This window comes from Cognatundibacterium crateris (genome assembly GCF_010078235.1).
Lineage (GTDB): Bacteria > Pseudomonadota > Gammaproteobacteria > Burkholderiales > Burkholderiaceae_D > Undibacterium > Undibacterium crateris.
Genome location: NZ_JAABOS010000003.1, coordinates 465,676 through 477,666 on the forward strand (window position 1 = coordinate 465,676; position 11,991 = coordinate 477,666).

Genomic DNA, 11,991 nt, shown 5'->3' on the forward strand with positions numbered 1-11,991 from the left:
GTTTATTGAGGCAAGACTTCCAGTGTCACCACATAGCTGGAGACACGGCTCTTGGCCGGTGCTACCGTCGCTTTGTCGTCTTTCACTTCCGCTTCCAGCCATTGCAGGCCAGGCTGAGTCCAGCTCACACTGAACTGGCCATTGGCATCGGTGACATAGGTTTTGTCATTCAGCTTTTGACGGTAACGCGCACCGCCGGGTATCACTTCCACACTCACATTGGCAGCAGGTTTACCATCCAGCAGTAAGCGGAAGGTCGCGTTTTCACCAAACACCAGATCATTCGGGTGCGTCACGGCGCTGAGCTCCAGACCTTTGCCGGAAATTTCCAGTGCTTTACCGCCTGGTTTGCCGTAGGTAACGATGGTTTCGACACGACCGCTACGCTGGGTCACTTGCAAATCAGTCACACCGGCCGGGATTTCCTTGGCAAAGGTCTCGGCGTTGCCGCGCCAGCGTTTAGGCTGACCGTTTTCTTTGTAGGAGGCGACCAGTCCATCGCTGTAGGTCCCGATTTTATAGGTACCAGTCTGTTTGAGCTGCACATCAAAGCTGCTGCGGAAACGGCCGCTATAGCTGTTTTCCGGTGTCAGTTTGCTGCCATCCGGAGCAGTGATTTGCAGGTTATCGAGTTTCAGTGCGACGTGATCAAATTCAAATACATTGGTCGCAGCTGCGGCATCGAAGCTGACCCAGGGGGCATTACCGGAAACCACGGTGGAAGTCGGTACCAGGAAAGTACGGTGCGCCTGAGCCGACAGGCTGGCGCAGGCCAGCAGCGTGAAGGCACTCAATTGACGTAAGGTGATCATGCTGCTGCTCCTCAGGATTTGATGTTAATGCTGATGGCGCCCAGTTCATGGTTGCCCTGCGCTTTGAAATTGACTTCTTTGCCTTGCCACTGGAACGGTACTTTCACCACTTCACGGCCACCGCCTTCACGCGCGGCTTCCACCAGCAGGTTGTAGTCACCGGCAGGTAACTTAGCCAGCGCGCCTTTGTCGCCGGCAAAGCTCAGGCTGTGTTCGCCGGTGGTGCGGGTCGCACCGCTCAGGCCATCAACCGGCATGTCCAGTTCGCGTCCGCTGCGACGCCACCACTGACGCATATCCTTGAGCCATTTCGTGCCTTCGTTATTGCGTTTTTTCAGGTCATACCAGACCGCCAGATTGCCAGCGAAAGTCTGATCTGGTTTTTCTATCCAGATCGCGACATAGGGTTTGTGGTATTCCGCCACATTCAGTTTCGGTACTTCGACCTTGACGTTCAGGTCAGCCGCCTGGGCGACTAAGGCCTGGCTGCCAAGCAGGGCGGTGATCGCAAATGGACGTAAATTCGGACGCAAATTCTGCAGCGTAGCAGGAGAGAGAGAACGCATAGTTAACCTTGATAAACAAGTCAATAACAAGACTGCTGCACCATCACGGCTGGGGTGGACTCATGCCTGGCAATGTCAGGGTGCGGCTCAGCTTGATCGTTAAACGCAGACTGCCGTTGAGCGATCAAGCTGCCAGTCTAATGGATAAAAATAACTGCAAGCAGTAAAGGCGTGACCAGACCCAGTGCCACATAAGGCCAGGTGCCGCGCCGGTTGGCTGCATGCATTTTCAACAAAAATAAACCGGTAATACAAAAAATCAGACAGGCCGCAGCAAACAAATCGATAAACCAGCTCCAGGCGCTGCCGGTATTGCGACCTTTGTGTAAGTCGTTCAGGTATGAGACCCAGCCACGATCAGTCAGTTCATATTCGACCGCACCACTGTCCAGATCGATGCGCAGCCAGGCATCGCCACCAGGGCGCGGCAGCGGCAGATACAATTCTTCCGGTGACCATTCGGGAATGGCGCGCGCGCTGTGGCTATGGAATTCCTGATCCAGCCATTGCGTCACAGCGGCAGGCAAGGTCGCAGGTTCTTCGTTGCTCAGGCTGTGTAATTCAGCGCGTAAGGCTGCAGGTAAGCTGGCTGATAACTGGGTCACTACCGGATGCGCTTCAATCTGCGCGGAATGATTCAGGGTGATGCCCGTGGCAGCAAACAAGATCATCGCGACCAGGCAAATTGCAGAGCTGATCCAGTGCCATTGATGCAGGTGACGCAGCCAAAATGCGCGTTGTTGATGGGATGAGCTGGAATTCGGCACTGAATACTTCCTGAAATCTTAAATGATAATGATTCTCAATTATACATTGAGTTTTTCTAATTTCTCACAATAAATGAAAAAGCTGATTTGCTGGGAATCAAATTGTTTGAATTTTGTAATCAGTCAGACCCAAGACCCTTGCCCCCGTAACGCGCACTCATAAGCAAAAAGTACACATCCCAGGCTGGCTCCGGTCTCAGATTGAACTGTTGCCTTACCTGCTATTTTGCCCGGCAGGTAAATCCTTGCATGGTAAAATCGCGCCTCTTCTTTTATTCACCAGTTCAATCAACTATGAATGTTGTGATACTCGCCGCCGGCATGGGCAAACGCATGCAATCTGCTTTACCAAAAGTTTTACATTCGGTCGCTGGTAAGCCCTTGCTGCAACACGTGATTGACACCGCACGCAGCCTCAATCCTGCTTCCATTTGCGTGATTTACGGTCATGGTGGCGAGCAGGTGCCGGTTGCGGTTGCTGCACCGGATCTGAAGTTTGCCAAACAGGAGCCACAACTGGGTACAGGCCACGCAGTGGCGCAAGCAGTACCGGTACTGAATGATGCGCATCCTACTCTGGTTTTATACGGCGACGTGCCGCTGACCACCGCAGCCAGTCTGCAGCGCCTGATCGATGTGGCGGGTAATAACAAGCTGGCGATTTTGACCGCAGTGATGGCAGACCCGACTGGTCTGGGCCGTATCATTCGTGAAGATGGCAAGATTGTGCGCATCGTTGAACAAAAAGATGCGACCGCCGCAGAGCTGGCGCTTAGTGAAATTAATACCGGCATCATGATCGTGCCTACCCCACAATTACGTGTATGGCTGACTACGCTGTCGAATAACAATGCGCAGGGCGAATACTATCTGACCGACATCGTGGCGCGTGCCGTAGCGGATGGCGTTGAAGTTGTGTCGGCACAGCCCGACGATGTGGTGGAAACTTATGGCGTCAACAGCAAGGTACAACTGGCTGAACTGGAACGCAGCCATCAGGCACGCGTTGCCAGAAAACTGCTGGAACAGGGTGTGACCCTGCTCGATCCGGCCCGTATCGATGTGCGCGGTACGCTGACTTGCGGACGCGATGTGAGTATCGATGTTGGCTGTATCTTTGAAGGTGAAGTCCATCTGGAAGATGGCGTATCGGTCGGTGCATACAGCGTGATCCGCAATGCGCGCATCGCGGCAGCGACCCAGATCAAACCGTTTTGCCATATTGAAGAAGCCAAGGTCGGCGCTGCATCGCAGATCGGTCCTTATGCGCGTCTGCGCCCTGGTACCGAGCTGGGTGAGGATGTGCATATCGGTAACTTCGTGGAAGTCAAAAACAGCCAGATCGCTGCCCATTCCAAGGCGAATCATCTGGCCTATGTGGGCGATGCCGATGTGGGCAGCCGCGTCAATATCGGTGCCGGTACCATCACCTGCAATTACGATGGTGCGAATAAATTCCGTACGACGATAGAAGATGATGCGTTTATCGGCAGCGACACTCAGCTGGTGGCGCCAGTCCGTGTTGGCAAAGGCGCTACGCTGGGTGCTGGCACGACGCTGACCAAAGATGCGCCAGCCGGGAAGCTGACCGTATCCCGTGCCCGTCAGCTGACTATCGAGAACTGGCAGCGTCCGGTCAAAATCAAGAAATAAGCACCGCGCGAGTACGACGCGGTCTTGCGCCTGCAGATGCCAACACCTTGCTGGCATCTGCAGCGATGATCATGCTATTCGGCCACCTGCTGTGCAATATGGCCTCATCCCTGCGCAGGCGGGAATGCCGCGCATCTGTTTCTGCACCTCGAAACAGGCTCCCTGATCCGGCTTAAGCGCTTGCTGAGCGCTTTTTTACACAGATGAAAAATCTGCATCGGCGCCGCTTCAGTACCCGGCTGCATTTATACTGCACGATTCCGGAGAAGATGCATGTCAGTGACTACCCCTACCCAACTTTGTCTGCAAGGTGCGCGTGACACTTTGCCTATGCTGGTCGGCGCGATGCCGTTCGGCGTGATTTTTGGCACGCTGGCCGCCGCCAGTGCGATGGCCCCGTGGCAGGGGCAACTGATGTCGCTGCTGGTGTATGCGGGTTCCAGCCAGTTTATTGCGATCGGTCTGGTGGCTGGGCATACCAGTATGCTGCTGATCTGGCTGACCACGTTTTTTGTCAATCTGCGTCATATGCTGTATGCCGCCAGCTTATTGCCGCTGGTTGCGCATCTGCCTCTGCGCTGGCGCTTGCTGCTAGGCGCTTTACTCACCGATGAAACGTTTGCCGTGGTATCGGCGCGTTTGCAGCAGTCTGCCGGACAGACATCAGCATCCAGTCTGCGTGATATGCATTGGTATTTTCTGGGTTCGGGACTGGCGATGTATCTGAACTGGCAATTGTGGACGCTGGTGGGCTTAGGCTTTGGCAGTGTGTTCCCGCAAATGCAAAACTGGGGCCTGGACTTCGCTATGGTAGCGACCTTTATTGCGATCATCGTGCCGCAAGTGCGCCGTTTTCCCTATCTGGCAGCCGCACTGGCGGCTGGCAGCCTGTCCTATCTGCTACAGCATTTACCGTATAAATCCGGCTTGCTGATCGCGGTAGTATCCGGCGTTTGTGTCGGTATGCTGGCCAGCCGTGCTGCCACGGCACAGGGAGAGGCAGCATGAATTACACCTGGATGGTGATCGGTATGGCGCTGGTCACGCTGTTTGTGAAAGCGGTGTTTTTTGTGTTGGGCGACAGGATTGCCTTTCCACTGTGGCTGAGCCGCGCGCTGGCTTTTGTGCCGGTGACTGTGCTCACTGCGATTATTGTGCCTATGATTTTGTCGCCTCACGGCAACGGTTTGGAAATTCATCTGGAAAATCCACAGTTATTGGCTAGTCTGGTTGCAGTGGCAGTCAGTTTGTTAAGTGGCAGACAATTGTTGACCATCGCCAGTGGGCTGATTGCTTTTTTCATGCTGCAGTATTTCTTCCTGCATTGAGCCCGCCACCAGCTGCACTGAGGCTGGCTTACCACAGAGTTAGCATAGGAGCGGGTTTTAAGGCTTACAGATGTCGCTAGAAAGGCAATTGAAAGCTTGCTGTCCGTAGCATGGGAGCGGTGATATGGCAACCATGTCACCTCAGAATCATAATGACCAGGAGATCCATGATGAAAAAATGTCTCAGCGCCTCCGCGCTGTTATGTCTTGCGGCCGCAGGCCAGGCGCAGGCGCAAACCAATGTCAGTATTTACGGCCTGATCGACGCCAATGTATCTTACAACAATGCGGGCGACGCAAATGGCGGCAAGCAGTTCAAAGTTAACAGCGGCGGTATGAATACCTCGCGCTTTGGCTTCCGTGGTACTGAAGATCTGGGCAATGGCCTCAAAGCCGTATTCCAGCTTGAAGGCGGTGTAATTCTCGATACCGGCGCTTCCGATGGCGATCTGTTCGGACGTCAGGCTAACGTTGGCTTGCAGGGCGATTTTGGCCGTATCGTTGGTGGCCGCTCGTACAGCACCAGCTACGATTTCATCCTGCCTTTCGACCCTATGGGCTATGCGCCGCAATACTCCTGGGCGACTTCCGCCGGTGCGACGGGCGGCCGTAAAGATGGCTTGCTGACCACCGCATCCAATTTGCTCAAGTATCAGTATGACGGTCAGGGCTATAAGCTCGGCGCCACCTATGCATTCGGTGAAACTGCCGGTAATACCAGCGCCGGTTCCAAGTATGTATTGGGTGCCAGCGCCTTTGATGGCCCGTGGGCCGTGGTAGGTACGTATGAGCAGAATAATGCAGCACTGGCAGCCAATGGCCAGTACGACCAGTCGAAAGCATTTCAACTGGCTGGTACGTATTCTGTGGGTGAAGTGAAAACCTTCGTCGGCTACCGCAACTATAAAAAATCCCTGGCCAGCGGCGCTGCAGAACAGCAGTCCGATATGCTGTGGCTGGGTGTCAGCTATGGTTTTGCTCCGAACTGGAATCTGACTGGTGCTTACTACACCCAGAACATCAAGAACGTGGCGGCAGGTAAGGATGCCGATCCGAGTTTGCTGTCTGTGCGTGTGAAGTATGCATTTTCCAAGCGTACCGATCTGTATGTGGCCGCTGGCTACGCCAAAGCCAAGAATGGTCAGCTGACCGGTGTGTCGCGTGATGACGCAGGTTTTGCTAATTCACAGTCTTCAGGTACGGTAGGTATCCAGCACCGTTTCTGATCATGGCGAATATCAGCAGGTGGCGCGGAATAGCGTGACCAGCAATGCCGGGTGCAGTTTAACCCGGCATTTTTTTATTGCGGACGGACTTCTTTTTTCAGTGCTGCCATCGCGATTTTATCGACCAGACCAGGTGCGATCAGGCGTAACCAGCGTCCCAGCTTGCCTTTGGCGGTCATCACCACTTCACGCTGATTCTGTTCCATCGCCTGTATGATTTGATAGGCGCATTCTTCAACCGGCATGGCCTGCTCTTCTTTCAGGCCGCTGCTGCCCGCCGCTACACCGGCTGCGTTGTAGCCGTTATAGCGAATCCGGGTGGCGACTACACCGGGGTAGGCCAGCGTGATCTGTACGCCAGCTTCCTTCACTTCAGTGCGCAGGCTTTCAAAAAAACCGTTCATGGCAAATTTACTCGCGCTGTAGGCGGTGCGTCCCGGAACGCCGACCAGGCCAGCGAGCGAAGACACCGCGACGATTTTTCCTTTCGATTCTTTCAGGTAGGGCAAGGCTGCATGGGTACACCAGACGCTGCCCCAGAAATTCACCCGCATCAATTCCTGATACCAGCCCAGATTATCGACTTCAGAAAACAATGCCTGTGCTGATTTACCTGCGTTGTTAATCAGGATATCGATGCAGCCAAAATTTTCTACTGTCTCGCGTATCAGGCGACGACAATCGGATTCCACACTGACATCCGTCTTAACCAGCAGGCAGACACTGCCAAAGCGTTTGCACACATCAGCGACTGCGCGTAAGCCGGCTTCGTTTCTGGCAGCAAGTACCAGGGCTAGTCCAAGCTGATGCTTAGCCGCCAGCTGCTTTGCCATTTCTGCACCGATTCCATCGGAGGCACCGGTGATCACCACCACCAAATGCTGTTGAGTACTCATGATTGATCGCCTTCATCTATGTGATTACCGAAAGGCCAAAGGAGTATCCTCAGCTCAGGGTAACGACGCTTTGCCCATCGTTTTTTTTCGTGGACCGACATCGAAATTCAGTCACTGGATGCGGGTAGCAAAGATGAGTTAAATATAACATTTAATGAATAGTGGCTTTTAGTAATCGTGTTTTTCACTTCATGGAATTTCGTTGATTAATGTTAAATGTTGTAATTTCACAGGAGTTGCAGCATGTGTCGTAACTTGTATGGCACGGTTTGTTGTGTGCAGGGAAGTTAGTCAGGATTTGGGTCGGTTAATATTTAAATTACGCATCTCGCAATGTAAATGTTAACAGGCTCTGGTCTTACCATTTTTTTTCTTCAGTGTTATTCTGGAAGGCAATAGTGCTTGTTCACATTTACATTGCGCGCACAGTTAAATGCTCACAGGCCCTGATCTGGCAAGCCATCTCGTTTGAACGGAGTCTGCATCATGCTGAAACGGCACTTATTTTTCATGCTCCCCTTGATCCTGTGCTCCGCTTGTTGGTATGGCGAGGCTTTTGCAGGCTGCATCAAAAAAATTCAAGTGTCTTTGGCGCCGACCGGTTTAAGCGTGATTAGTAATGGCGCCGTGATTAACGGTATTTACCCTGAAATTTTGGAGGGAATGGCGGGCAAAGATGGTTGTCAGTTCGAGATGCGCATTGTACCCAGGGCGCGCATGGAGCTCTTATTTGAAAATGGTCAGGCTGACTTGCTGATTCCTGCTATCCGTACCAGTCGCCGTGATGAATTCGGCATATTTGTTCCTTTGGTCTATACCAGAGCTACCCTGATTTCTATCAATCCGAATCGCCCTCCCATCACCAGCTTGCAAGAGTTACTGGAGCAAAAACAGCTGAAACTGGCGGTAGTGCGCGGCTATGATTACGGCGACGCTTATCAGCAGGTGCTACAGGATATGCAAAAAGCCGGACGCCTGATTGTGGAGTCTGACCCGGTTTCGGTGGCGCGCACTATGCGTGCAGGCGCGGCAGATATCACACTGATGGCGCCGTATATTTTTACCGGTGCAGTCCAGATCGATAAGCGGGTGGATGATATTCTGGATAAATTGCGCTATGAACCCGTCGCTGAAATTGGCTGGGCCGATAGTGGCGTCTACTTGTCGAAGAAGTCCTTGACGCCTGAAGACAGGGCAACACTGCAAAGCTTGTTTGAAAACGCTGCAAAATCCGGTATGGTATGGAAAGGTTTTCAACGTTATTACAAAACTGAAGTGCTGAAAGAGGGGAGCAGGCCGCGCTAAGCCCAGTGTGCCACCGTCAGCAATGCGGTGAAGTGCGTGTCAGGAGAAAGATTTGTTCGTGTTTTATTTAGTCAGAGTGGCACTGTACAGTACGGCCTTGAGTTGCCTGTTCTATGCGTCCGGCATCATGGCGGCAGAGTGCAGTCGCAGTATGCAAGTGCCGATGGCTGCAACAGGCTTAAGTGTTGTCGCCAACGGGGATTTGATCAGCGGTGTTTATCCTGAAATGCTGAACCAGATATCCCTGAAAAAGACGTGCCAGTTTGATTTAAGTATCGTGCCACGTGCACGTCAGGAAGCCTTGTTTGAAGCGGGCCAGTCTGATTTGCTGATCCCCGCCGTACGCACCCAAAAGCGTGACCAGTCCGGCACTTTCATTCCATTGATACAGAATCGCCCTATGCTGATCTCGCTCAAAGATAGCGGTGCTGCGATCAATCGCTTGTCCGATTTATTTTTGATGAAAGAAGCCAAGGTGGTGTTAGTCAGAGGTTTTGACTATGGTCCCGCCTATCAGACCTTTGTACGCAGGCTGCAGGCTGAGGGGCAACTGATGTTTGAAGCCGATGTGTTTTCTGTCGCGCGTACTTTAAAGTCTGGTGCAGCGCGTTACACCGTGCTGGAGCCTTCTGTGATCGCGGGTGCCATCGAAGCCGATATGAGGCTGAACGACTTGCACGATAAATTGAATTTTGAAGCCGTGCCTGAATTACCCTGGAGCGAAAATGGCGTCTATCTCTCAAATAAAACGCTGTCGCAGGAGGATGTACATACCCTGAGCCGCGTGTTCGAACAGGTCCGGCAACAGCAACTGGTCTGGAAAGGTCTGCAGCGCTACTACCGTAAAGAAGTAATTGCCGACAGCATGCGGCCACTGAAATAGCAGCTGGCCAGCGCGCCTCAATCCAGCACGATCCGCGTATCGAACTTACTGCGGTGTATAGAGAAGAAGCTGCGTACATTGCGGATATTGCTCTGCGTGGCAAACAGGCGATGTGCCAGCGCGTGATAAGCCGGCATATCAGCCACCAACATAATCAGCACAAAATCCGGCCCGGGGGATACCCGGTAACACTGCTGTACCGCGGTCTCGCCCGCCATCAACTGTTCGAACTTCAGCATCTCTTCGCTGTTCTGGCGATCCAGCGTGATTTCGACGATGGCAGTCAGCTGACTCGCCAGCCGCTCCGGATTCAGTAAAGCCACCTGGCGCGCAATCACCCCATCTTCCGTCAGTTTTCTGACCCGGCGCAGACAGGTAGGCGGCGAGGCATGCACCCTGGCCGCCAGCTCGTGATTGGTCAGGCTTGCATCTTGTTGTAATTGCGACAAAATTCTTTTGTCTAAGTCATCCAGTGCATCCATAGTGATGAAATATCCTTCCAAAAATACTTATATATTGAAATTTATAGTGATATATGTTTGACGATTTCATTATATTTCAAAGATGAGTAAATTTTGAAATATAAATTCATGCACTCTCGATTAGCATGGCAACATCTTAATTTTTCTTTGTGAGGCCATTATGTGCGGTATCGTCGGTGCAGTTGCTCAACGTAATATCACTCCAGTATTGCTGGAAGGTTTGAAGCGTCTGGAATACCGCGGTTACGATTCCTGCGGTGTGGCCTTGCATGTCAACGGTGAACTGCAGCGTTCGCGCAGCACTTCACGCGTTGCTGAATTGCAGGCGCAGGTGGATCAGACTGGTCTGGCTGGCTTTACCGGCATCGCCCACACCCGCTGGGCCACGCATGGCGTGCCATCTTCCGCGAATGCCCATCCGCATTTTTCGCGCGAACGTATCGCACTGGTTCACAACGGCATTATCGAAAACCACGAAGAACTGCGCGCCGAACTGAGCGCACTCGGCTATGTGTTTGAAAGCCAGACCGATACCGAAGTGATCGCGCATCTGGTCGATCATCTGTATCAGGGCGACCTGTTTGAAACCGTGAAGTTAGCCGTCAAACGCCTGGTGGGTGCTTATGCGATAGGCGTATTCTGCCGCGATGAACCACACCGCGTGGTCGGTGCCCGTCATGGCTCACCGCTGATCGTTGGTGTTGGCGAAGGTGAAAATTTCCTCGCCTCTGACGCGATGGCACTGGCCGGTGTAACTGATCAGATTATCTATCTGGAAGAGGGCGACGTCGTTGACCTGCAATTGCAGCGTTACTGGATCGTGGATATCGAAGGCAAAGACGTGCAACGTGAAGTGCGCACCGTACACGCACACAGCGGCGCGGCCGAACTGGGCCCGTATCGCCACTACATGCAGAAAGAAATTTTCGAACAGCCACGCGCCATCAGCGATACGCTGGAAGGCCTGACCAACATCATGCCTGAACTGTTTGGTGACAAGGCATTTGAAGTTTTCAAAAAGATAGACTCCGTGTTGATCCTGGCTTGTGGCACCAGCTACTATGCAGGTTCCACCGCGAAATACTGGCTGGAATCCATCGCTAAAATTCCGGTCAGCGTCGAGATCGCCAGTGAATACCGCTACCGCGACAGCGTGCCTAACCCTAACACCCTGGTCGTCACCATTTCCCAAAGTGGCGAAACCGCTGACACCATCGCCGCGCTCAAACATGCACGCAGCCTGGGCATGGAACACACACTGACCATCTGCAATGTCTCCACCAGCGCCATGGTGCGTGAATGCGTACTGTCCTACATCACGCACGCCGGTGTCGAAGTCGGGGTCGCATCGACCAAGGCCTTCACTACCCAGCTGGTTGCCTTGTTCCTGCTGACGCTGACCCTGGCGCAGTCCAAAGGCCGTCTGACTGCTGAAGATGAAGCCGCGCATATCAAGGCGTTGCGCCATTTGCCATCCGCAGTCAGCGCCGTGCTGGCGCTGGAGCCGCAAATCATTTCCTGGGCTGAGCAATTTGCCGCTAAAGAAAACGCCTTATTCCTGGGCCGTGGCCTGCATTATCCAATCGCACTCGAAGGCGCGCTCAAGCTCAAAGAAATTTCTTACATCCACGCTGAAGCCTATCCGGCCGGTGAATTGAAACATGGCCCGTTGGCCCTGGTCACCAAAGAAATGCCAGTCGTGACCGTGGCACCGAATGATGCGCTGATTGAAAAACTCAAATCCAATCTGCAGGAAGTCCGCGCACGTGGCGGTGAATTGTTTGTATTCGCCGATGCCGATTCCCACATCACCTCCAGCGAAGGCGTACACGTCATCCGCCTGCCAGAACACTATGGCCAGCTGTCCGCCATCCTGCACGTCGTACCACTGCAATTACTCGCCTACCACACCGCCCTGGCCCGCGGCACCGACGTCGACAAGCCACGTAATCTGGCGAAGAGTGTGACGGTGGAGTGATTGTTCCCGACAATTTGTAACTAGAGCAAATAAAGTTGGTCGGGCTGTGTTTGTTGACATTAAAGTCGTAAATTTCTCAGCAGGAATGGACATTA

12 protein-coding genes are annotated in these 11,991 nt (G+C 53.1%); 7 read left to right on the top strand and 5 right to left on the bottom strand.

Features of this window, described 5'->3' with window-relative positions; translation table 11 throughout:
• Positions 1 to 2: 2 nt before the first annotated feature.
• From EYB48_RS08065 to EYB48_RS08075, 3 genes are all read right to left on the bottom strand, one after another.
• Positions 3 to 812 carry a DUF4198 domain-containing protein gene (locus EYB48_RS08065; RefSeq protein ID WP_162019809.1) on the bottom strand — a complete coding sequence of 270 codons (810 nt, stop codon included), beginning with the start codon at positions 810 to 812 and terminating at the stop codon, positions 3 to 5.
• An 11-nt stretch (positions 813 to 823) separates the two neighbouring features.
• Complete coding sequence (locus EYB48_RS08070) at positions 824 to 1,378, bottom strand: DUF2271 domain-containing protein (protein WP_162019810.1); 555 nt, start codon at positions 1,376 to 1,378, stop codon at positions 824 to 826.
• 137 nt (positions 1,379 to 1,515) lie between these two features.
• A complete protein-coding gene (locus tag EYB48_RS08075) occupies positions 1,516 to 2,145 on the bottom strand; it encodes a PepSY-associated TM helix domain-containing protein (RefSeq protein ID WP_162019811.1) in 630 nt (209 codons plus the stop codon).
• A gap of 294 nt (positions 2,146 to 2,439) precedes the next feature.
• Between EYB48_RS08075 and glmU the strand changes: the two genes are divergently transcribed.
• From glmU to EYB48_RS08095, 4 genes are all read left to right on the top strand, one after another.
• Positions 2,440 to 3,798, top strand: coding sequence for a bifunctional UDP-N-acetylglucosamine diphosphorylase/glucosamine-1-phosphate N-acetyltransferase GlmU (gene glmU, locus EYB48_RS08080; protein WP_162019812.1), 1,359 nt, complete (start codon positions 2,440 to 2,442; stop codon positions 3,796 to 3,798).
• A gap of 273 nt (positions 3,799 to 4,071) precedes the next feature.
• A complete protein-coding gene (locus EYB48_RS08085; RefSeq protein WP_162019813.1) occupies positions 4,072 to 4,806 on the top strand; it encodes an AzlC family ABC transporter permease in 735 nt (244 codons plus the stop codon).
• Positions 4,803 to 5,126, top strand: a complete 324-nt coding sequence (locus EYB48_RS08090) for an AzlD domain-containing protein (protein ID WP_162019814.1) — start codon at positions 4,803 to 4,805, stop codon at positions 5,124 to 5,126. The genes EYB48_RS08085 and EYB48_RS08090 overlap by 4 nt, the downstream gene beginning before the upstream one ends.
• A gap of 170 nt (positions 5,127 to 5,296) precedes the next feature.
• A complete protein-coding gene (locus EYB48_RS08095) occupies positions 5,297 to 6,352 on the top strand; it encodes a porin (protein WP_202927734.1) in 1,056 nt (351 codons plus the stop codon).
• A gap of 74 nt (positions 6,353 to 6,426) precedes the next feature.
• On the opposite strand, the gene EYB48_RS08100 is transcribed toward EYB48_RS08095, so the two are convergent.
• Complete coding sequence (locus tag EYB48_RS08100) at positions 6,427 to 7,248, bottom strand: SDR family oxidoreductase (protein WP_162019816.1); 822 nt, start codon at positions 7,246 to 7,248, stop codon at positions 6,427 to 6,429.
• 486 nt (positions 7,249 to 7,734) lie between these two features.
• Here EYB48_RS08100 and EYB48_RS08105 point away from each other — a divergent pair, with 486 nt between their 5' ends.
• Complete coding sequence (locus EYB48_RS08105) at positions 7,735 to 8,553, top strand: substrate-binding periplasmic protein (protein WP_162019817.1); 819 nt, start codon at positions 7,735 to 7,737, stop codon at positions 8,551 to 8,553.
• Between the two features lie 52 nt (positions 8,554 to 8,605).
• On the top strand, positions 8,606 to 9,436 hold the full coding sequence (locus tag EYB48_RS08110) for a transporter substrate-binding domain-containing protein (RefSeq protein ID WP_162019818.1): 831 nt from the start codon (positions 8,606 to 8,608) through the stop codon (positions 9,434 to 9,436).
• Between the two features lie 17 nt (positions 9,437 to 9,453).
• Here EYB48_RS08110 and EYB48_RS08115 read toward each other — a convergent pair whose 3' ends face one another.
• A complete protein-coding gene (locus tag EYB48_RS08115) occupies positions 9,454 to 9,918 on the bottom strand; it encodes an Lrp/AsnC family transcriptional regulator (protein WP_162019819.1) in 465 nt (154 codons plus the stop codon).
• Positions 9,919 to 10,078: 160 nt separating this feature from the next.
• Between EYB48_RS08115 and glmS the strand changes: the two genes are divergently transcribed.
• Positions 10,079 to 11,896, top strand: coding sequence for a glutamine--fructose-6-phosphate transaminase (isomerizing) (gene glmS, locus EYB48_RS08120; protein WP_162019820.1), 1,818 nt, complete (start codon positions 10,079 to 10,081; stop codon positions 11,894 to 11,896).
• Positions 11,897 to 11,991 lie beyond the last annotated feature (95 nt).

Bases quoted from the DNA above. Each gene is read 5' to 3' on its own strand.
- EYB48_RS08115 (WP_162019819.1), bottom strand. From the start codon at position 9,918: ATGGATGCACTGGATGACTTAGACAAAAGAATTTTGTCGCAATTACAA.
- EYB48_RS08065 (WP_162019809.1), bottom strand. From the start codon at position 812: ATGATCACCTTACGTCAATTGAGTGCCTTCACGCTGCTGGCCTGCGCC.
- EYB48_RS08090 (WP_162019814.1), top strand. From the start codon at position 4,803: ATGAATTACACCTGGATGGTGATCGGTATGGCGCTGGTCACGCTGTTT.
- EYB48_RS08100 (WP_162019816.1), bottom strand. From the start codon at position 7,248: ATGAGTACTCAACAGCATTTGGTGGTGGTGATCACCGGTGCCTCCGAT.
- EYB48_RS08070 (WP_162019810.1), bottom strand. From the start codon at position 1,378: ATGCGTTCTCTCTCTCCTGCTACGCTGCAGAATTTGCGTCCGAATTTA.
- EYB48_RS08105 (WP_162019817.1), top strand. From the start codon at position 7,735: ATGCTGAAACGGCACTTATTTTTCATGCTCCCCTTGATCCTGTGCTCC.
- glmS (WP_162019820.1), top strand. From the start codon at position 10,079: ATGTGCGGTATCGTCGGTGCAGTTGCTCAACGTAATATCACTCCAGTA.
- EYB48_RS08095 (WP_202927734.1), top strand. From the start codon at position 5,297: ATGAAAAAATGTCTCAGCGCCTCCGCGCTGTTATGTCTTGCGGCCGCA.
- glmU (WP_162019812.1), top strand. From the start codon at position 2,440: ATGAATGTTGTGATACTCGCCGCCGGCATGGGCAAACGCATGCAATCT.
- EYB48_RS08085 (WP_162019813.1), top strand. From the start codon at position 4,072: ATGTCAGTGACTACCCCTACCCAACTTTGTCTGCAAGGTGCGCGTGAC.